The following is a 20,666-nucleotide window of genomic DNA, read 5'->3' as shown; positions in this document are numbered from 1 at the left end:
GTAGACAACTATACAACTGACTTCAGATTTAGAACGCCAAGGTGACGGGCTTGTGACATGAACGCGAAAAAAACTGTCGAACGGCAAACCGGCGTCGCCCTCTGGCGGCAGATTGCCGACCTCATCCGGCTGTCGATCAGCAATGGCGATCATGACCGGACCGGCCTCCTGCCGCCCGAAACCGTACTCGCCGGCCAGTTCGGGGTCAATCGCCATACGGTTCGCAGCGCCTTGGCAGCCCTTGCCGAGGAAGGGCTTGTACAGGCGATCCAGGGTCGCGGCACGATGATCCGGCGCAAGGAACGCCTGAGTTTCCCGATTTCGAAGCGCACCCGCTTTTCGCAGGGGTTGGGCGACCAGGCCCGCGATATCGAGGTAAAACTGCTTGCCCGCGACATCGTGCCGGCCGAGGCCGATGTCGCGGTCGGCCTGGCCATTGCGCCCGCCACGCCCTGCATAAGGCTGGAACTGGTCAGCAGCGCCGACGGGCGGCCGGTTTCCTGCTCCACCAGCTATTTTTTATCGGAACGGTTTCCGCTGATGGCCGAACATTTCGAAAAGACGCGTTCGATCACCCGGGCCTTCGCGGCGCATGGGCTGGCGGACTATGTACGCGCCTCGACGGAGCTTGTCGCGCGCCATGCCGATGCCGCGGAATTGTCGCTGCTGAGGCTCTCGCCCGGCGCCATCGTCATCGAGGCGACGGCGGTCAATGCCGATCCGGATGGCGTGCCGGTCCAATTCGCCCGCACCCGCTTCGCCGCCGACCGGGTCAAGCTCAAGATCGAAACCTGAGGCCACGAAAAAGGGCGCGATGCCTTTGCACCGCGCCCTTTGATGGATCGGGAAAAGCACTCAGACGTCGGCGACGAAAGTCTGCTTCTGGGTTCCCAGGCCCTCGATGCCGAGTTCGACCACATCGCCGGGCTTCAGATAGTGCGGCGGCTTGAAGCCCATGCCGACGCCGGGCGGCGTACCCGTGGAGATGATGTCGCCGGGATGCAGCGTCATGAACTGGCTGAGATAGCTCACCACATGGGCGACGCCGTAGACCATGGTCTTCGAGGACCCGTCCTGCTTGGTGACGCCGTTGACGGTCAGCCACATTTTCAGCTTCTGCGGGTCGGCCACTTCGTCGCGGGTCACCAGCCAGGGGCCGGTCGGACCGAACGTGTCGCAGGACTTGCCCTTGGTCCACTGGCCCGAGCGCTTGGTCTGGAAATCACGCTCGGACACATCGTTGATGACGCAATAGCCGGCGACATGCTCCATCGCATCGGCTTCGGCAACATATTTGGCCTTCTTGCCGATAACGACGCCAAGCTCGACTTCCCAGTCCGTGGCCTCGGATCCGCGCGGAATGATCACATCGTCGTTCGGGCCGACGATCGCCGAGGTCGCCTTCATGAAGATCACCGGCTCCGGCGGCACGGTGGCGCCGGTTTCAGCAGCGTGGTCGGCGTAGTTCAGCCCGATGCAGATGAATTTGCCGGTGCCCGCGACGCAGGCGCCGAGCCGGGGATTGCCCGCGACGACCGGGAGGCCGTCGATATCGAGGCTCTTGGCCCAGCCCATGTCGCTGATCGCCTCTCCACCCACATCGGCGATCAGACCGCTCAGATCGCGAATCTGGCCGTCCGTGCCGAGAACGCCCGGCTTTTCCGAACCGAGGGGTCCGTAGCGCAAAAGTTTCATGCTTTTCTTCCCTGCAAAAGTTTGTCGTGTTGTCTGACAAACCAAAGGCAAGCGGCATTGTAAAGCGCTTTTGCGGCCGGCGTCCTACTCCAGGGGCAATTCCCGCAATCCGGCCAAGGCTCTTTCGACGATCGCGGCCAGCGGCAGGTCGACATCGACGGTCACCACATCCGGCTCGCCGCGTGGCGACTCAAGCGTGGCCAACTGGCTTTCGAGTAGTGCGGGCGGCATGAAATGACCGCTGCGGGACTTCATCCGCTCTTCCAGGACCGCACGCGACCCTTCAAGGAAGACGAAGGCGAGCCGACCGCCGGCCGCGGCCCGCAATCGGTCCCGATAGACCTTCTTCAAGGCCGAACAGGACAGGATAACCCGCTCGTGCCGTCCCGTGCCTTCACCGATCAGGCCGCCGATAATGTCGAGCCAGGGCCAGCGATCCTCATCCGTCAGAGCGATGCCGGCAGACATCTTTGCAATATTGGCCGGCGGATGCAGGCTGTCGCCCTCGATGAAGCGGCATTGGAGCGCTTCGGAAAGCCGCTGGCCGACCGAGGTCTTGCCGCATCCGCTGACGCCCATGACGACGATCGGCAGGGCCTGATCGTCAAAGAGAGGTTGTGAGACCGCCGTCGACATAGAGTGTGTGTCCATTCACGAAAGAAGATGCATTGCTCGCCAGGAAAACGGCCGAACCGACCAGTTCCTCGACATTGCCCCAGCGCGCCGCCGGTGTACGCTTTTCCAGCCAGGTTGAAAACTCCGGATCGTCGACCAGCGCCTGATTGAGCGGCGTCTTGAAATAGCCGGGGGCAATGGCGTTGACCTGCAGCCCATGGCGCGCCCAGTCGGCGCACATGCCGCGCGTCAGGTTGCGCACTGCGCCCTTGGTCGCGGTGTAGGGTGCGATGCCCGGGCGGGCAAGCTCGCTCTGGACCGAGGCGATATTGACGATCTTGCCACGGCCACGGCCGATCATGAAGCGGGCGACGGCCTGTCCGACATAGAACACGCTGGAAATATTCGTCGTCAGCAATTGCTCCCACCGGTCGGCGGGAAAATCCTCGAGCGGCGCGCGGAACTGCATGCCGGCATTGTTGATCAGGATGTCGATGGAGCCATGCCGGCTCTCGATATCCGAAACCGCATCGGCGACGGCATCCTTGCTGGTTACGTCGAAGGCGGCCGCCTCGGCGGTATGACCTTTGTCACGCAAGATTTGGACCGCGGCCTCGACCTTCGCCCTGTCGCGACCGTTGACGATGACATGGGCGCCATGGGCGGCGAGCCCTTCGGCCAGCGCGAGGCCGATGCCCTGGCTGGAACCGGTGACGAGGGCGCGTCGGCCGGTCAGATCAAAGAGTGTGGAGCGCATGGGCAGCCTTTCGGGGGTATGGCGGGATTTCTCCCGCCACCTTTAAGGCCTCAAACCGTCTTCGAATAGGCCTTCGCCATCTCGGGCAGGCGCTTGATGCGGATTTTCGACGCCTGTCCGGCCGTATTGAAGGCCTGGAAGCGTTCCTTGCAGACCTCGACCATGCGCGCGGTCGCGGGCTTGAGATAGTTGCGCGGATCGAAATTATCCGGCTGCTGCAGATGATGCTTGCGGATTTCGCCGGTGAAGGCGAGGCGCAGATCCGTATCGATATTGACCTTGCGGACGCCGAGCGGGATCGCCTTCTGGATTTCGGACACCGGCACGCCCCAGGTCTGCTTCATCTTGCCGCCGAATTCGTTGAACAGGTCCTGAAGGTCCTGCGGCACGGAGGACGACCCGTGCATGACCATATGGGTGTTCGGCAGGCGCTTGTGGATCTTGGCGATGGTCTCGATCGAAAGGATCTCGCCGTCCGGCGCGCGGGTGAACTTGTAGGCGCCGTGGCTGGTGCCAATCGCGACCGCCAGGGCATCGACACCGGTCTTCTCGACGAAATCGAACGCCTGCTCCGGATCGGTCAGCAACTCCTCGCGCGACAGCTTGCCCTCGAAGCCGTGGCCGTCTTCCTTCTCGCCGGCACCCGTTTCCAGATTTCCGAGACAGCCAAGTTCGCCTTCGACCGAAACGCCGGCGGCATGGGCGAACTTCACCACTTCGGCGGTGACGGCGACATTGTAGTCGTAGCTGGCCACCGTCTTGCCGTCGGCCAGCAGCGAGCCATCCATCATCACCGAGGTGAAGCCGTTGGTGATCGCCGAAATGCAGGTGGAGGGCTGGTCGCCGTGATCGAGATGGAGGCAGATCGGGATATGCGGATATTCTTCCGCCGCGCCGAGAATGAGGTGGCGCAGGAAGGCATCGCCGGCATAGGCGCGCGCGCCGCGGCTGGCCTGCAGGATGACCGGCGAATCCGTCGCATCGGCTGCGCGCATGACGGCCTGAATATATTCCAGGTTGTTCACGTTGAAGGCGGGCAGCGCATAATTGTTTTCGGCTGCGTGGTCGAGCAATTGCCGCAGGGTGATCAAGGCCATTCAGGTCTCCCGTTTACTGGCGCCATTGTTCCAAGCGACAAGGCGTCCTCTTATTCTCCGCTTGAGCAGAAGGCCGACCGCAAACGCCGAACTGGCAGTGATAACCGGGCCTCAGTCAAAAAAATGGGGCGGATTTGCCTGCAACATAATTGATGATCCGGGTTTGGCAACCGGCGCAAAGGCGGAAATACGAGCCCTTCCGAACCTAAACCGTTTTAGGTTGGAGGCTGTGGAAAAATTCCGGAAACTCGACGGCAGGAGGCACAATCGAAAATTGAATGACGTAAATTTTACGCGTCATTTTCTTGACTGGCTTCCGGCGTGTCGGCTGGCTCTTGCAACGGTCGGAGATCCTTTGTGATCCTTTCGAGGCGCAACGAGAATACGCATCTATGTTTCGCGAGACGGGCGGTTTGGATCAACGAAGTTGCGTGTTACCATTATGATCCGGCTCCGGAACCGAAAGCATCGGCGCAAAGGGAGCGAAAAAGGGCGCGATTGAAATACAACCGGAAAGACGCATCCGCCCAAGCGGCGCCGAAACGATCCGGCTTTGCCCATGACAAGAGCCTTGCCTTTGCAAAAAAATTGGCATTCTCTCGTGCCTTCGCAACCTTAAGAGGGGAAGGAAAACAAGAATGACATTGGCAAAAATCAACCTGCGTACGGCAGCCCTGCTGGCAACGTTTCTCATCGGCGCGAGCCCTGTGCTTGCCGAAACCGTTCTGCACCGCGGCAATGCCGGCGAGCCGCAGACGCTCGACCAGGCCCATACCTCGATCAATATCGAGGAGTTCATCCTCAAGGATCTCTATGAAGGCCTGACCGTCTATGACGCCTCCGGCAAGGTTTCTCCCGGTGCGGCGGAAAGTTGGACGGTCTCCGATGACGGCACCGTCTATACCTTCAAGCTGCGTGCAGATGGCAAATGGTCCGACGGTTCGCCGGTGACAGCCGAGGACTTCGTCTTCTCCATCCGCCGCGTCGAGGACCCGAAGACGGCGGCCGGTTATGCCAATATCCTTTTCCCGATCAAGAATGCCGAGAAGGTCAACAAGGGTGAACTGCCCGTGGACCAGCTGGGCTTGAAGGCCGTGGACGAAAAGACGCTGGAAATCACGCTCGAGCGCCCGACGCCCTTCTTCCTCGAACTGCTTGCCCACCAGACCGCCCTGCCCGTTTCCAAGACCAGCGTCGAAAAGAACGGCGCCGATTTCGTCAAGCCCGGCATCATGGTCTCCAACGGCGGCTATAAATTGACCGCGCATGTGCCCAATGACAGCCTGACGGTGGAAAAGAACGCCAATCATTGGGACGCGGCCAATATCAAGATCGACAAGGTGATCTTCTACCCGATCGACGACCAGGCGGCATCGGTGCGCCGCTTCGAGGCCAAGGAAATGGACCTCGCCTATAATTTCTCCGCCGACCAGCTGGACCGCCTGCGCAAGTCCTATGGCGAACAGGTCCATGTGTCTCCGACGCTTGCCACCTATTACTACGCCTTCGATACGCGCCAGGAACCCTATAGCGACGTGCGCGTCCGCCGCGCCCTGTCGATGGCCGTCGATCGCGACTTCCTCGCCAAGGAAATCTATTCCGGCTCGCAACTGCCGTCCTATTCCATGGTGCCCCCGGGCATGGCGAGCTACGGCGATCCGTCCAAGGCCGATTTTGCCGACAAATCCCAGCTCGACCGCGAGGACGAAGCGCTCGCGCTGATGAAGGAAGCCGGCTACGGCGAGGGTGGCAAGCCGCTCGACATCGAAATCCGCTACAATACCAACCCCAACCATGAGCGCGTGGCGACCGCCGTTGCCGATATGTGGAAGAACACGTTCGGCGCCAAGGTCTCGCTGGTCAATCTCGACGTGTCCTCGCACTACGCCTATCTGCAGGAAGGCGGCAAGTTCAACGTCGCCCGGGCCGGCTGGGTCGCCGACTATGCGGATGCCGAAAACTTCCTGGCCCTCAGCCTCTCCTCGAACAAGACCTTCAACTACGGTCATTTCGAGAATGCCGACTTCGACGCCCTGATGAAGAAATCCTATGAGGAGACCGATCCGGCGGCACGCTCGAAGACGCTTCACGAGGCCGAAGCGCTGCTCATGAAGGAACAGCCGATCGCGCCGTTCCTGACCCAGGCCGATCTCTGGCTGGTCTCCGACAAGGTGAAGGGCTGGCAGGACAATGCCGTCAACGCCCATCTCAGCCGCTTCCTGAGCGTTTCCGAATAACGGACTGACGAGCGGCGGCGATTGCTGCCGCTCGTCAACGATCAGAGAGCAAAGCCATGATTTCCTTCGTCCTGCGTCGCCTCGCGAGCGCCGTGCCGACCCTGTTCATCGTCGTCACGATTTCCTTCTTCCTGATGCGGTTCGCCCCCGGCGGCCCCTTCAATCTCGAGCGTCCGCTGCCGCCGCAGACCATGGCGAACCTGATGCGGACCTATCATCTCGACCAGCCGCTCTGGAGCCAGTACCTCACCTATATCGGCAATGCCGTCACCGGCGATTTCGGCCCGAGCTACATCTACAAGGACAACACCGTCTTCGAACTGATCGGCAAGGGCCTGCCCTATTCGCTTCAGCTCGGCGGCTATGCGTTGCTTCTGGCACTTGTCGGCGGCGTGCTGGCCGGCACAATCGCCGCGCTCCGGCAGAACAGTGCCTTCGATTTCCTGATCATGTCCGTCTCCACGGTCGGCGTCACCGTACCGAATTTCGTCGTCGGTCCGGTGCTGACGCTGATCTTCGCGATCAGCCTCGCCTGGCTGCCGGCCGGCAGCTGGGGCGACGGCTCGCTGCGCTTCCTGATCCTGCCGATGATCGCCCTGGCGCTTCCGCAGCTTGCGGTCTTTGCCCGGCTGACGCGCGGCTCGATGATCGAGGCGATGCATACCGACCATATCCGCACCGCCCGCGCCTACGGCCTGCCATCGCGCGTCGTCGTCGTTACCCATGCCATGCGCGCGGCCATGTTGCCGGTGGTCTCCTATCTCGCTCCGGCCGCGGCCGCCCTGCTCACCGGCTCGGCGGTCATCGAGACGATCTTCACCATTCCCGGGGTCGGCCGCTATTTCGTGCTCGGCGCCATCAACCGTGATTATACGCTGGTGATGGGGACCGTCGTGCTCATCGCCATCTTCGTCATCGTCTTCAATCTTCTGGTCGATATTCTCTACGGCCTTCTCGATCCGAGGGTTCGCCATGACTGACATCCTCACCCCTGCGGCGCTGCCGCCTGAGACCGCCAGCCGAAGCCTGTTCCAGCTTGCGGCGCTGCGCTTCCGCCGCAACCGCGCCGCCATGGCAAGCTGCATCATGCTAGTGCTGATCGCCCTGTTTTCCTTTGTCGGCCCCTATTTCATCAGCCACAGCTACGACCAGGTCTTTCCCTCCTATGTGTCGATACCGCCGAGCCTCGAGCCACGGCCGGATGCGTCGAGCCTTCAGGATGTGATGGAGAGCGTCGCGTCGCGCGCGCGCGTCGAGCTGAAGGAATTTGCCGTCGAGGGACAGATCTTCACCGCGACCGTGACCTCGGACAAACCGGTCGATCCGCGCACCACCCGCTATTTCGACCGTGCCAACGAATTCGACGGCACGCAGGTCGTAGCCACCGAGGACGACGGTCGGACGCTCAAGCTCACCGGCAGCGTCTCGCGCGAATATTTCCTGTTCGGCACCGATTCCAACGGCCGCGACCTGATGGCCCGGGTCATGCTCGGCGGCCAGATCTCGATCGCCGTCGGCCTGCTGGCCAGTCTCGTCTCGCTCAGCATCGGCGTGCTTTACGGCGCCACCTCCGGCTATATCGGCGGACGCGTCGACAATGTGATGATGCGCTTCGTGGAAATCCTCTATTCGCTGCCCTTCGTCTTTCTCGTGGTGGTGCTGGTCGTCTTCTTCGGCCGCTCCTTCATCCTGATCTTCCTTGTCATCGGCGCGGTCGAGTGGCTGGACATGGCCCGCATCGTGCGCGGCCAGACGCTGACCTTGAAACGGCGCGAATTCGTGAGCGCGGCGCAGGCGCTCGGCCTGACCGACTGGCAGATCATCCGCCGCCATATCATCCCCAATACGATCGGCCCGGTGGTGGTCTTCGTCACCGTCGTGGTGCCGAAGGTCATCCTGCTCGAAAGCTTCCTGTCCTTCCTCGGGCTGGGCGTGCAGGCGCCGCTGACGAGCTGGGGCGCGCTGATCGCCGAGGGCGCTAACAATATCCAGTCATCGCCCTGGCTCCTGATCTTCCCGACGATCTTCTTCGTTCTCACTCTCTTTTCGCTGAACTTCGCCGGCGACGGCCTGCGCGACGCGCTCGACCCGAAGGATCGCTGACATGGAAGAAAACAAGGAAACCATTCTGTCGGTCAAAAACCTCAAGGTCAGCTTCTCCACGCCGGATGGCACGGTGGAAGCGGTCAAGGGCATCGATCTCGACGTCAAGGCCGGCGAGACCATTGCCGTCGTCGGCGAGTCGGGCTCCGGCAAGAGTCAGACGATGATGGGCATTATGGGCCTGCTTGCCGCCAACGGCGCGGTCGAGGGCTCGGCCAGATATCGCGGCCAGGAACTGGTCGGCCTGCCGCTCGACAGCCTCAACAAGGTACGCGGCGCCAGGATCACCATGATCTTCCAGGAGCCGATGACCTCGCTCGACCCGCTCTATACGATCGGCCGGCAGATCGCCGAGCCGATCGTCCATCATCGCGGCGGCAGCTTCAAGGAAGCGCGTGTGCGCGTGCTGGAACTGCTCGAACTCGTGGGCATCCCCGAGCCCGGCCGCCGGATCGACAGCTACCCGCACGAATTGTCCGGCGGCCAGCGCCAGCGCGTGATGATCGCCATGGCGCTCGCCAATGATCCCGACATCCTGATCGCCGACGAGCCGACGACGGCGCTCGACGTGACCATCCAGGCACAGATCCTCGACCTGCTCAATTCGCTGCAGGCGCGCTTCGGCATGGCGGTCGTGCTCATCACCCATGATCTCGGCATCGTGCGCCATTTCGCCAGCCGCGTCGTCGTCATGCGCCGTGGCGAGGTCGTGGAAACCGGCACCACGGCCGACATTTTCGAGCGACCACAGGCGGATTATACGAGGATGCTGCTTGCCGCCGAACCGAGCGGCCACAAACCGGCGCCGGCGGATAATGCACCGATCATCCTGGAAGGCCGCAATGTCGCCGTCGATTATGCCACCGGCGGCGGCCTGTTCGGCAGGTCGGCCGGAACATTCCGTGCCGTCGATGGCGTCAGCATCCGTTTGCGGCAGGGCCAGACCATCGGCATCGTCGGCGAATCCGGCTCCGGCAAATCCACACTCGGACGTGCCTTGCTGCGGCTGGTGCCGAGCAGCGGCCGCTACAATTTCGAGACCACCGATATTTCCGACTTCGGCCGCGCCGCGATGCGTCCGTTGCGGCGCGAATTGCAGCTGGTCTTCCAGGACCCCTACGGTTCGCTCTCGCCGCGCCAGACCGTTGGCGAAATCATCACCGAGGGCCTCTATGTCCATGAGCCGCAGCTCAGCCGGGCCGCGCGCGACAAGCGCGCCATCGAGGCCCTGAGGGAAGTGGGGCTCGATCCGGCAGCGCGCAATCGCTATCCGCACGAATTTTCCGGCGGCCAGCGCCAGCGCATCGCCATTGCCCGCGCCATCATCCTCAAGCCGAAAGTGGTCATCCTCGACGAGCCGACATCCGCCCTCGACCGGTCGGTCCAGGGGCAGGTCATCGATCTGCTGCGCGACCTGCAAAACAAGAACGGCCTATCCTACATCTTCATCAGCCATGACCTCTCGGTCATCAAGGCAATGTCGGACTATGTGGTGGTGATGAAGGACGGCAAGATCGTCGAGGAGGGCGAGACCGAGGCGATCTTCGAGGCGCCGCGCGAGACCTATACGCAGGCCCTGATGAGCGCCGCCTTCACCGCCTGAACATCAAGCCCCAGCGTCACCCGCCGGGGCCGACCACCTTTGCCTGTTCTTGTGATTTTCCGGCCGGCACTTTAGGCTGCCCGGCTCGCCCTGCCGGGCTGCGCAGAGCGCAACGCCGTCCATTTGCCTCCACAGGAAATGCCATGTCCGATCCGTCGCTCTATGAAATCCATGATCCCAGATTCCGGTCGCTGATCATCGCAAACGCCGCTCTGGAGGAACTTCACTCCGGCTGCCGCTGGGCGGAAGGGCCGGTCTGGTTCGATGACGCACAACAGCTTTTGTGGAGCGACATTCCCAACCAGCGGATGCTGCGCTGGGTGCCGGACGGCCCTGTCACGGTGTTCCGCCAGCCGTCGAACTTTGCCAATGGCCATAGCCGCGACCGGCAGGGACGGCTGATCTCCTGCGAGCACGGGACAAGGCGCGTCACCCGCACAGAGCCGGACGGATCGATCACCGTGCTGGCCGACAGTTTCAACGGCAAGCGGCTCAACTCGCCCAATGATGTCGTCGTACATTCCGACGGCAGCATCTGGTTCAGCGACCCGACCTACGGCATCCTCTCCAACTATGAAGGCTACAAAGCCGTGCCGGAGCAGGCCGAGCGCAGCATCTACCGTCTCGACCCCGCAACCGGGGCACTAAGCGCCGTCGCCAGCGATTTCATCCAGCCGAACGGACTTGCCTTTTCACCGGACGAGACAAAACTCTATGTGGCCGACAGCGGCATCAATCCGGATGGCACGGCGCCCGCCCATATCCGCGTCTATGATGTCGATGGCGCGCGCCTCATAAATTCCGCCGTCTTCTGCCGCCTCGACGAGGGCCGGCCCGACGGATTCCGGTTCGATGACAGTGGCAATCTCTGGACGAGCGGCGGCCATGCGGTTCATTGCTTTGCCCCGGACGGACGCCTGCTCGGCAAGATCCGCATACCGCAGGCCGTGTCCAACCTCACCTTCGGCGGCCCGCGGCGCAACCGCCTCTTCATCACCGCGACGCAATCGCTCTATTCGGTCTTCGTCACCGCCACCGGCGTCCAGCGGCCTTAGAACAACTATCGGGGCTCGCCCGTCACCGGAAAATCGTCCTGCGCCGAGAGGGTGCCGCGCCGCTGCAACTGCTGCTCGCGGAAGAAGATGAACAGGCCCGAGGCGACGATCAGGCCGGAGCCTACGATGACGGTCATGCGCGGCGTATCGCCGAAGAACATCCAACCGAAGATCACAGCCCAGAACAGCAGCGTATATTGCAGCGGCACGACGGTGGCCGCATCGGCAAGCTTTAGCGCCCGGCTGACGAAGATATGCGCCAGCATGGCGACGACCCCGAGCAGGCCAAGCGCCAGGACGGCCTGGATATCGAGCGGCGCCCATCCGGCCGGATTGATGCCGACGCCGATCACCGAGAAGATCAGCGCGCCCATGACCTGCCAGAAGACCAGCGTCGTATCCGGCGTGGTGCGCAGCGTGCGGCCGAGCAGAAGCGCAAAGGCGAAGGCGGCGCTGCCGACCAGCGCAATCAGCGCCGGCAGGGAGAAACTGTCGCGTGATGGTTCGAGCGCTATGACGACGCCGGCAAAGCCGATGAGGATCGCCGCCCAGCGCCGCCAGCCGACCTTCTCGCCCAGCAGGAAGGGCGATGCCGCCGCCACATAGATCGGTGCCGCCAGCCAATAGGTCATGGCATCGGCAAGCGGCATATAGGCGACTGCGAAATAGAAGGCCGAGGCATCGACGGCAAAGAGCAGCGACCGCAGCGCCTGCAGGCCGGGCCGATCGACATGGATGAGGCTGCGCCAGCCGCGCCTGAAGAGGAAAGGCGAAAGCACCAGAAGCGCTGCCAGACTGCGGATGGTCATCAGTTGGCTGACCGAATAGGTCGCCACCAGCCATTTGCCCATGACGTCGTTGAGCGAAAACATCAGCATGCCGAGCAGCATGATCAGCACGCCGTTGCGCGCGGCATTCGAGGAACTGGCCGGGGAGATGGTTTCGGCGTTCATGGCATCGGTCTCGTGACGGAAAGCCTGCCACTCGCATATTCCGCCGCAGTGATCCATCCCCGTTTGCAGATGGGTTGATGAAGGTTGAGAATAGGATGGAAGATTGCCGGAACTTACGGTTAAGAGCCTCGCATTCCGGCGCTCGGAAGGCAGCGCAACCTTGACCTTTGCCGCAGCATCGCTAAATAAACGATGACCTCGCGGCAAAGGGCAAGACAGATCCGCGAGGCGAACCTTGGTGCCGGGCCCCTCTGGCGAGAGTTTTACGGCGCTCTCGCGATGTCGGTACCGCCAGCAGATAAGCCGGCGGATTACAAACAGATGAAAATCCACCTCATGCGTTCAGCGCGTGCCAATTCCGGCATGCGTATTTTTGCTACCCGTGTAGCCCCTCCCCGCCACGCCTTCGGCCGGGAGGGACGGACATGAAACCACAAGCCAGCGAAACATCGACCCTCAGCTACTTCAAATGGTCCTTCATCGTCACGGCCGCAGGCCTTGCGCTCGGCGCCTGGCTCGGCTGGGCAACGACCGGGACGATCAGTGGCATGGCCACGGTCTTCTTCATCTGCACGGTGCTTGCCGTGCTGGAAATCTCTCTCTCCTTCGACAATGCCATCGTCAACGCCAACAAGCTGAAGGAAATGACACCGGTCTGGCAGCATCGCTTCCTGACCTGGGGCATCATCATCGCCGTGTTCGGCATGCGCATCGTCTTCCCGCTTGCCATTGTGGCGATCGCGGCCAGCATCGGCCCATGGGAAGCGCTGAAGCTTGCCGCCTCGCAGCCGGATGAATATGCCCGCATCATGAACGAGGCGCATCTGCCGATCGCCGCCTTCGGCGGTACGTTCCTGATGATGGTCGGGCTCAACTACTTCTTCGACCATGAAAAGCACGTGCACTGGATCAAGATCCTGGAGCAGCGCATGTCGCGTTTTGCCACCATCAAGGGCGTCGAGATCGCGTTCGTGCTGGCCTTGATCCTGGTATTTTCATCGCTTCTCGAAGGCGAGGAATCGACCACCTTCGTCTACTGCGCCATCTATGGTCTCCTGACCTTCCTGGCCGTCGAGGTCCTGGGCGCCATTCTCGACGCCTCGCAAAGGACGATGAGCGCCGCCGCGCAAGGGGGCCTCGGTGCTTTCATCTATCTGGAGGTGCTGGATGCCAGCTTTTCCTTCGATGGCGTGATCGGCGCCTTCGCGCTGACGCAGAACCTCTTCGTCATCGCCATCGGTCTTGGCATCGGCGCCATGTATGTGCGCTCGATGACGATCATGCTGGTGGAAAAAGGCACGCTCGGCGAATACCGCTACCTTGAGCATGGCGCCTTCTACGCAATCCTGATCCTCTCGGTGATCATGTATTGCCAGACGCTGGTGCATATTCCCGAGGTCATCACCGGCCTTGGCGGCGCGACGCTGATCGGCATTTCGCTCTGGTCGTCGATCCGCCACAACAGGCGCGCGGAGGCGAAGGCGCAGGTCTGACGCTTGGATAGCTAAAATGACAAAAACCCGCCGATCCCTGGGATCGGCGGGTTTTTCACGCATTAAGAACGGTCCGTCTGCAACGTCATGCAACGCGCGACGGAATTATCTCACGGAATGGAAGCTCTCAGGGTTGATGCCGAGCGTGCGCAGGTCGCGATCCAGCGGTCGGCGATGGCCCTCGACAGCCGCGGCGGCGGCCGTGGCCGCGCCGAACACGGCGATGGCATTGCCTAGAAAGCCTCGGGTGGTTTTACGAAGGGCAGACATCTTTTGTACTCGCTTTCCTATGTTGTTCGATGACTAGGACATGGTCCTCCCGCCACTCTTTTACAACGCACAGGAATTCATCCCAGCCATGCAAATAGAAAGACCCGGTCAGCATCGCCAACCGGGTCTTTTACATTGCGTGATCAAGAAGATCAGTCTTCGTTTGCCGCCAGTTGGGAAAGCACCTCGCCACGGCCACGCGCCCGCAGGATCAGCGGTACGATCAAGGCGGCAGCGGCGATCGCCAGCAGCACGGCCGCGATCGGCGAGGTGAACAGCACGGTGACGTCGCCCTGGCTGATCGCCAGCGCGCGGCGCAATTGCTGTTCGGCCAGCGGCCCCAGGATCAGGCCGACCACCACCGGGGCAATCGGATAGCCGAAGATGCGCATGACATAGCCAAGCACGCCGAAGGTGAGCAGCATGCCAAGCTCGAACACCGAGGGATTGGCGCCGATCGTGCCGAGCGTCGCAAACAACAGGATACCGGCATAGAGCCAGGGCTTGGGAATGGTCAGCAGTTTTACCCAAAGCCCGACCAGCGGCAGGTTCAGCACCAGCAGCATGAGGTTGGCGATCAACAGGCTGGCGATCAAACCCCAGACAAGCTGCGGATTGGTGGCGAACAGCAGTGGCCCGGGCTGCAGCCCGTATTGCTGGAAGCCCGCCAGCATGATCGCCGCGGTCGCGGTTGTCGGCAGGCCAAGCGTCAGGAGCGGCACCAGCGTGCCGGCGGCGGAGGCGTTGTTGGCGGCTTCCGGCCCGGCGACGCCCTCGATGGCGCCATTGCCGAATTCCTCCGGATGCTTGGTTAGCCGCTTTTCGGCGGCATAGGAAAGGAAGGTGCCGATCTCCGCGCCACCGGCCGGCATCGCGCCGATCGGAAAACCGATCGCCGTTCCGCGCAGCCAGGCCTTCCACGACCGTGCCCAATCCTGGCCGGTCATCCAGACCGAACCCTTGACCGTTTCGATCTTGTCCGGCCCGCGGTCGCCTTGGGCGGCGATATAGAGCGCTTCGCCGATGGCGAACATCGCGACCGCAAGCGTCGTCACCTCGATGCCATCGAGCAGATCGGGAATGCCGAAGCTCATGCGCGCCTGGCCGGTCAACTGGTCGATGCCGATGATGGCGAGCGTGAAGCCGATGAACAGCGAGGTCAGCCCCCGCAGGGTCGAATCGCCGAAGGCCGATGAAACCGTCACGAAGGCCAGTACCATCAGCGCGAAATATTCGCGCGGGCCGAAGACCAGCGCCAGCTTGACGACGAAGGGCGCAACGAAGGCGAGCGCCAGCGTAGCGATGAGGCCGGCGACGAAGGAGCCGATGGCCGCCGTTGCCAGTGCAGGCCCACCCCGCCCCGCACGGGCCATCTTGTTGCCCTCCAGCGCGGTGACGATGGAGGCGCTTTCCCCCGGCGCGTTCAACAGGATGGAGGTGGTGGAGCCGCCATACATGCCGCCATAATAGATGCCGGCGAACATGATCAGCGAGCCGCCGGGATCAAGCTTGTAGGTGACCGGCAGAAGCAGCGCCACGGTCAGCGCCGGGCCGATACCCGGCAAGACCCCGACAGCGGTGCCCAGCGTCACGCCGATCAGGGCGTAGAACAGGTTCATCGGCTGAGCGGCGACGACGATGCCCTGCAGCAGAAACTCGAATGTCGACATGTCAGGCCCCTACCAAAACAGATGTTCAAGCGGCCCGGCAGGCAGCGACAGTTGCAGGAGGCCGGCAAAGAGCAGCCAGATTCCGAGAGAGAGTAAAATCCCCGCGGGTATGGTGAACCACAGCTTGCGCCTGCCGAAGCCGGCGGCGGCGGCGGCAAAAAGAACGCCGGTCGCGATCGAGAACCCGAACGACTTGAGGAGCAGCATCTGCGCCGCAAGACCGCCGATAATCCACACCACCGGTGCGATTTCCTGCCGTTCACGCTCGGGAAAATCACCGCGCAATGCCTCGAAGACAGTCCAGGCGGCCAGAAGCAGCAATCCGCAGGCGATCACGAAGGGGATGGTGGAGGGACCGATGCCGGAATAGCTGTTGATCCTGGCGAGCCGCGAACTGTCCCAGAAGATCAGCCCGGCGAGACCGGCAAGGAAGACGGCAATGGCAAGCGCCGCCCGGTCGGGGCGGCGCCTCTCATTCGAAGGGGTGTTACCCTTTGTCATTGAACCAGACCAATGTCCTTGAGGACGGTTTCGGTGGAGGAAATATCCTTGGCCAGTTGCTCGGCGAAGGCGTCACCGGCGAGATAGGTATCCTGCCAGCCCTTGGTCTTCAGCGTTTCCTGCCAACCGGCCGACTTGGCAAGCTTTTCGATATCGGCCGAAACGGCGGCCTTCTGCTCGTCGGAAAGGCCGGGCGCTGCGGCAATCATCCGCCAGTTTTCAACCACGACGTCCAGTCCGCCTTCCTTGATCGTCGGCGCATCGATGCCTTCGAGGCGCTCCGCGCTCGATACGGCCAGAAGGCGAAGCGTGCCCGACTTGACCTGTGCCTCGAACTCGCCGTAGCCGGAAATGCCGGCCGTCACCTGGTTGCCGAGAATGGCGGCCAGCGCTTCGCCGCCGCCGGAAAAGGCGATATAATTGATCTTCGTGGGATCGACGCCCGCCGCCTTGGCGATCAGGCCGACAGCGATATGGTCGGTACCGCCGGCCGAACCGCCGGCCCAGGAAACGGCGCCCGGATCCTTCTTCAGCGCCTCGACGAGGTCGCCCATGGTCTTGAGCGGCGAAGCGGCCGGAACGACGATGGCTTCATATTCGCCGGTCAGGCGCGCGATTGGGGTGACATCCTTCAGGGTGACGGGCGACTTGTTGGTAAGGATGGCGCCGACCATGACATAGCCGCCGACGATGAGCGCATTGGCATTGCCCTTTGACTGGCTGGCGAACTGGGCAAGACCGATCGTGCCGCCGGCCCCGGGAACGTTCTGCACCTGGACATTGCTGGAAATGCCCTCTTCCTGCATCACGGTCTGGATGGAACGGGCCGTCTGGTCCCAGCCACCGCCCGGGTTAGCCGGCGCGATGATGGTATAATCGGCGGCAACGGCCGGCAGTGCGAGCGCACCGGCGAGAATGGATGCCAGAAAAAACTGTTTCAAGGGAAGTCCTCCGTCAGGCGCGCTGGTTGATCCGGCGCGCAATGTTCATCTTTGCGGACGGGACTGGTTCACTGACGGCGGATAGGGCGGCCTTCAAGGCCTGCCACTTTCCGGATCTGATGAACGCCTCCCATGCGCCTTGATCGTCCGCCTCCACGGGCGATGAAGAACCACAAGGCACCACAGGAAGCTGACATCTACCTGACATCGGCGGCACCTTGCCGGAATAATCTCCCCCAATTTTGCCTTGCCGTCTACTGGAGACGCAAAACTTCGTTCCAGCGGGCGATCAGTCGGGCCCGTTTGACCTGGTCCAGATAGACCATCAGCCCGGGACTGACGGGAACCGGCCGCAACTGGGCGCCGAGCATTTCACGCATTGTATTGGCGGTATTGACGCCCGCAACCTCCGGGCTGACGGCCGGAATCTGCAATTCGCGCGCCATGATCGTCTGGCCCTCCTTCGACATGAAGAATTCCAGATAGCGACGTCCGAGATCGGGCGAGGCGGCCGCCTGCGGCACCAGCCCGATGCGCGACATAACCACGGTATAATCCCTTGGCAGCACGATGCCGACATCGGGATGGCGCGAGGCCCAGTCGGCTGCATAGGAGCCGAGAATATTGTAGCCGAGCACGAAGCGGCCGTCGGACACGCGCTCCAGAATGGCCGAACTGGTGGAATAGAGCTTGACGCCGGCGGCGCCCATTGCCTGGATCACCGACCAGATATCGCCGAACTGCTCCTGGTCGCGCGCCATGAACAGGAAGCCGACGCCCGATCGCTCGATGTCATAGGTGCCGATCTTGCCGAAGACAGCACTTCCCTCGCGCCTGAGATAATCGATAAGCTCGGCCCGCGTCGAGGGTGGTGCCTGCCCGGCGAAGCTCGGCTTGTGATAGACGAAGACCGCGGGCTCGAAGGTGAGTGCATAGGCAGTGTTGCGCCAGTTGGCCCAGTCCGGCCAGCGGCCGCTCATCGGCAGGTCGCTGCGCTGGGCGTAGCCGTCATTGCTGAGCTTGACCTGCAGGTCCATGGCCGAAGAGAAGGCGAAATCGGCCGTCTTCAGCCCGGCATCGGTTTCCCTGACGATCCGGTCGTAGATCTCGCCGGTGAGCATGTCCTCGTAGCGCACCGCCACATCCGGGTTGGCGGCCTGGAAGCCGGCGATCATCGGCCGGGCCATGGGCTCGTCGAGCGAGGAATAGACGGTGACGGTCTGCGCCGAGGCATCGCCCGACAGCGCCGGAAACAGCACCGCCTGGGCACTGGCGGGAAGAGACAATCCGCCAAGAAGGCAGAGGAAGGGAAGGACGCGCATAAAACCATAGTGCCGCAGCCCTTGCCCGTTCACAAGCCGGGGCACGCCCGATAGACTGGTAAAAGGGAGGCGACGGATTTGCGGATATTGCTGGTCGAGGACAACAGGGCGCTGTCGGAGGGGCTCGTCGCCATCCTGCGCGGCAGCGGCTATGCGGTTGATGTCGTCAGCGATGGCGCTTCGGCCGATGCCGTGACCGCGACCGAAAATTTCGACCTCGTCATCCTCGACCTGACTCTGCCGGAAATGGATGGCCTCGACGTGCTGCGTTCCATGCGGGCGCGGCAAAACAAGGCGGCAGTGCTGATCCTGACGGCGCGCGGCACCCAGGAGGAAAAGATCAGGGGGCTGGATCTCGGCGCCGACGACTACATGATCAAGCCGTTCGACATCAGTGAATTCGAAGCGCGGGTGCGGGTCCTGTTGCGCCGGCAAGCGGGTCTTCGCTCTTCGATCGTCAGCTACGGCACGGTGTCCTTCGACCTGAATTCAAGGACATTTTCGGCCGGCGGCATCACTCTCGATATCCCGGCGCGCGAACTCGGCCTGCTTGAGATCCTGTTCATGCGGGCCGGAAAGGTGGTGGCCAAGGAGGCCATCATCCAGTCGCTGACCGCCTTTGACGACGACCTGAGCGCCAATGCCATCGAACAATATGTGAGCCGGCTAAGAAAGCGTCTGGCGCCGCACGGACTGACGGTGCGCACCGCCCGGGGCATCGGCTATTATCTCGACAAGCGGGTGGACGGCTAATGCCACGCACCGCCTATTCGCTGCGTGGCAGGCTGCTCGCCTGGCTGCTGATCTCAACGCTGGTCATCGGCAGCCTGGCGCTGATCGACACCTACCGCGAGGCGGTGAAGACGGCGAACACGGTTTCCGACCGGGTGTTGGCCGGTTCGGCGCTTGCCATTGCCGAACGGGTGGTGGTCGCCGAGGATGGCTCGCTCGAGGTCGACATTCCCTATGTCGCGCTGGAAATGCTCACTTCGGCGGCGCAGGACCGCGTCTTCTACCGTGTCGACGGCCCGCCCGGCCGGTTCATCACGGGCTACCAGACCCTGCCATCCGTCGGCGACATGAAAGGGCAATCCGCCGTCTTTGTCGATGCCGCCTTTCGCGGCGAGCCCATCCGGGTGGCGGCGCTCGAACGTTCCGCCTCGACGGGCATCAATTCGGTTCCGTTCATCGTCACCGTCGCCGAAACGACGATCGCCCGGCGACAACTGACCCAGGCCATCCTGCTGCGCTCGGCCTTTCGCCTGCTGATGATGATCCTTGGCGCAGCGATCATCGTCTGGGTCGCCGTCACCTTTTCGCTGCGGCCGCTCTACCGGCTTGGCGACGCCATCGCGGAGCGCAATCCGGACGACCTGCACCCGATCGATCAGACGGTGCCGAGCGAGGTCGAAGGGCTTGTCGAGACGGTCAATTCCTTCATGGTGCGGCTGCAATCGGCGCTCGATGCGCTGCGCCATTTCACCGGCAATGCCAGCCATCAGCTGCGCACGCCGCTCGCCATCATCCGCACCCAGCTGGCGCTGTCGGCCCGCGCCACGTCGCTGGAGGAGGCGAGGCAGGCGGCACGCAAGGGCGACGAAGCCGTTGCCCATGCCGAGCGCATCCTGGCGCAATTGCTGCTGATGGCGAAGATCGACGCGGCCGGCTCGACGCAAGCGCAGCCGCTGGCGCTGCTTGATCTCGCGGCGCTGGCCCAGGAAATTACCGCCGACCACGTGCCCGGCGCCGGCGATGCCGGCGTCGATCTCGGTTTCGAAGGGGAGGGCAGCGCGCCGATCCGCGCCCAGCCGCTGCTGATCGGCGAACTCTTACGCAATCTGATCGAAAATGCCATCGCCTATGCCGGTCGCGGCGCCATTGTCACCGTTCGCGTGGCGGTGGACGATCAGTTTGTTCGCCTTGATGTGGAAGACAACGGCCCGGGCATCGCGCCGGAAAACCGGCCGGCCGCGCGACAGCGTTTCGCGCGCGGCCTTCGCGGCGAAGCACCGGGCGCGAGCCCCGGGATGGGATTGGGTCTGCCGATCGTCGAGGAAATCGCCGGCCTGTTCGGCGGGCAGCTCTCGCTGGCGGATGGTCCGGGCGGACGAGGCCTGAAAGCCTCGATCGTCTTTCCGCTTGGGTCGCCTTAGCGGCCGCGGCCGCGCATCAGCGAGGACGTTTCACGGGTCTGAACGAGAAGGATCGCGTTCCAGATCGACTGGATGAAACCGCGATCAGACGGGCTCGACAGCTTGCGCTGCGAAAACATGATAAACTCCATAGGATTGTTTCCAAACCTGGATGGCATTTTATTTGCGCATGAGGAAGCCCCTAACGAACAAAGCAGCCCT

The 20,666-nt window shown here is 62.6% G+C and carries 19 protein-coding genes; 9 read left to right on the top strand and 10 right to left on the bottom strand.

Annotated elements, in window-relative coordinates:
- The first annotated feature begins 57 nt into the window (after positions 1–57).
- A complete protein-coding gene (gene phnF / locus ASD31_RS16900) occupies positions 58–795 on the top strand; it encodes a phosphonate metabolism transcriptional regulator PhnF (RefSeq protein WP_056336275.1) in 738 nt (245 codons plus the stop codon).
- A 60-nt stretch (positions 796–855) separates the two neighbouring features.
- On the opposite strand, the gene ASD31_RS16895 is transcribed toward phnF, so the two are convergent.
- The 4 genes from ASD31_RS16895 to fba all read right to left on the bottom strand — a co-directional run bounded on the left by ASD31_RS16895 (position 856) and on the right by fba (position 4,164).
- A complete protein-coding gene (locus ASD31_RS16895; protein ID WP_056336272.1) occupies positions 856–1,695 on the bottom strand; it encodes a fumarylacetoacetate hydrolase family protein in 840 nt (279 codons plus the stop codon).
- A gap of 84 nt (positions 1,696–1,779) precedes the next feature.
- On the bottom strand, positions 1,780–2,331 hold the full coding sequence (locus ASD31_RS16890; RefSeq protein WP_056336267.1) for a gluconokinase: 552 nt from the start codon (positions 2,329–2,331) through the stop codon (positions 1,780–1,782).
- Positions 2,300–3,067 carry an SDR family oxidoreductase gene (locus ASD31_RS16885; RefSeq protein ID WP_056336263.1) on the bottom strand — a complete coding sequence of 256 codons (768 nt, stop codon included), beginning with the start codon at positions 3,065–3,067 and terminating at the stop codon, positions 2,300–2,302. Before ASD31_RS16885 ends, ASD31_RS16890 begins: the two co-directional genes overlap by 32 nt.
- A 50-nt stretch (positions 3,068–3,117) precedes the next feature.
- On the bottom strand, positions 3,118–4,164 hold the full coding sequence (gene fba, locus ASD31_RS16880) for a class II fructose-bisphosphate aldolase (protein WP_056336260.1): 1,047 nt from the start codon (positions 4,162–4,164) through the stop codon (positions 3,118–3,120).
- Between the two features lie 638 nt (positions 4,165–4,802).
- Between fba and ASD31_RS16875 the strand changes: the two genes are divergently transcribed.
- From ASD31_RS16875 to ASD31_RS16855, 5 genes are all read left to right on the top strand, one after another.
- Positions 4,803–6,401 (top strand): peptide ABC transporter substrate-binding protein, encoded by a 1,599-nt coding sequence (locus tag ASD31_RS16875; RefSeq protein ID WP_056336258.1) that lies wholly within the window; start codon positions 4,803–4,805, stop codon positions 6,399–6,401.
- A 56-nt stretch (positions 6,402–6,457) separates the two neighbouring features.
- Positions 6,458–7,381: an oligopeptide ABC transporter permease OppB gene (oppB, locus tag ASD31_RS16870; protein WP_056336255.1), complete on the top strand. Its 924-nt coding sequence runs from the start codon at positions 6,458–6,460 to the stop codon at positions 7,379–7,381.
- Positions 7,374–8,504 carry an ABC transporter permease gene (locus ASD31_RS16865; protein WP_056336252.1) on the top strand — a complete coding sequence of 377 codons (1,131 nt, stop codon included), beginning with the start codon at positions 7,374–7,376 and terminating at the stop codon, positions 8,502–8,504. The genes oppB and ASD31_RS16865 overlap by 8 nt, the downstream gene beginning before the upstream one ends.
- A gap of 1 nt (position 8,505) precedes the next feature.
- On the top strand, positions 8,506–10,107 hold the full coding sequence (locus tag ASD31_RS16860) for an ABC transporter ATP-binding protein (RefSeq protein WP_056336249.1): 1,602 nt from the start codon (positions 8,506–8,508) through the stop codon (positions 10,105–10,107).
- Between the two features lie 143 nt (positions 10,108–10,250).
- Positions 10,251–11,162, top strand: a complete 912-nt coding sequence (locus ASD31_RS16855; protein ID WP_056336239.1) for an SMP-30/gluconolactonase/LRE family protein — start codon at positions 10,251–10,253, stop codon at positions 11,160–11,162.
- Positions 11,163–11,167: 5 nt separating this feature from the next.
- Here ASD31_RS16855 and ASD31_RS16850 read toward each other — a convergent pair whose 3' ends face one another.
- Positions 11,168–12,115 carry a DMT family transporter gene (locus tag ASD31_RS16850; protein WP_056336235.1) on the bottom strand — a complete coding sequence of 316 codons (948 nt, stop codon included), beginning with the start codon at positions 12,113–12,115 and terminating at the stop codon, positions 11,168–11,170.
- 425 nt (positions 12,116–12,540) lie between these two features.
- On the opposite strand from ASD31_RS16850, the gene ASD31_RS16845 reads away from it, so the two are divergent.
- Positions 12,541–13,608 (top strand): DUF475 domain-containing protein, encoded by a 1,068-nt coding sequence (locus ASD31_RS16845; protein ID WP_056336224.1) that lies wholly within the window; start codon positions 12,541–12,543, stop codon positions 13,606–13,608.
- Between the two features lie 422 nt (positions 13,609–14,030).
- On the opposite strand, the gene ASD31_RS16840 is transcribed toward ASD31_RS16845, so the two are convergent.
- The 4 genes from ASD31_RS16840 to ASD31_RS16825 all read right to left on the bottom strand — a co-directional run bounded on the left by ASD31_RS16840 (position 14,031) and on the right by ASD31_RS16825 (position 18,312).
- On the bottom strand, positions 14,031–15,548 hold the full coding sequence (locus tag ASD31_RS16840; protein WP_056336222.1) for a tripartite tricarboxylate transporter permease: 1,518 nt from the start codon (positions 15,546–15,548) through the stop codon (positions 14,031–14,033).
- Between the two features lie 9 nt (positions 15,549–15,557).
- Complete coding sequence (locus tag ASD31_RS16835; RefSeq protein ID WP_056336219.1) at positions 15,558–16,049, bottom strand: tripartite tricarboxylate transporter TctB family protein; 492 nt, start codon at positions 16,047–16,049, stop codon at positions 15,558–15,560.
- Complete coding sequence (locus ASD31_RS16830; RefSeq protein WP_056336217.1) at positions 16,046–16,990, bottom strand: Bug family tripartite tricarboxylate transporter substrate binding protein; 945 nt, start codon at positions 16,988–16,990, stop codon at positions 16,046–16,048. The genes ASD31_RS16835 and ASD31_RS16830 overlap by 4 nt, the downstream gene beginning before the upstream one ends.
- A 254-nt stretch (positions 16,991–17,244) precedes the next feature.
- Positions 17,245–18,312 (bottom strand): ABC transporter substrate-binding protein, encoded by a 1,068-nt coding sequence (locus ASD31_RS16825; protein WP_056336215.1) that lies wholly within the window; start codon positions 18,310–18,312, stop codon positions 17,245–17,247.
- 78 nt (positions 18,313–18,390) lie between these two features.
- Between ASD31_RS16825 and ASD31_RS16820 the strand changes: the two genes are divergently transcribed.
- Together ASD31_RS16820 and ASD31_RS16815 are read left to right on the top strand one after the other, a co-directional pair.
- Entirely contained in the window at positions 18,391–19,065 is a 675-nt protein-coding gene (locus tag ASD31_RS16820) for a response regulator transcription factor (protein ID WP_056336213.1), read from the top strand.
- On the top strand, positions 19,065–20,465 hold the full coding sequence (locus ASD31_RS16815) for a sensor histidine kinase (RefSeq protein ID WP_056336210.1): 1,401 nt from the start codon (positions 19,065–19,067) through the stop codon (positions 20,463–20,465). The genes ASD31_RS16820 and ASD31_RS16815 overlap by 1 nt, the downstream gene beginning before the upstream one ends.
- Here the strand turns inward: ASD31_RS16815 and ASD31_RS26940 are convergent.
- On the bottom strand, positions 20,462–20,584 hold the full coding sequence (locus ASD31_RS26940) for a hypothetical protein (RefSeq protein ID WP_274534273.1): 123 nt from the start codon (positions 20,582–20,584) through the stop codon (positions 20,462–20,464). The two genes, ASD31_RS16815 and ASD31_RS26940, sit on opposite strands and share 4 nt — an antisense overlap.
- Positions 20,585–20,666 lie beyond the last annotated feature (82 nt).

Source organism: Rhizobium sp. Root482 (assembly GCF_001426565.1).
Taxonomy (GTDB): domain Bacteria; phylum Pseudomonadota; class Alphaproteobacteria; order Rhizobiales; family Rhizobiaceae; genus Pararhizobium.
Note: the sequence above shows the minus strand (reverse complement) of the source record. Positions and strands in the feature narration are given on the sequence as shown.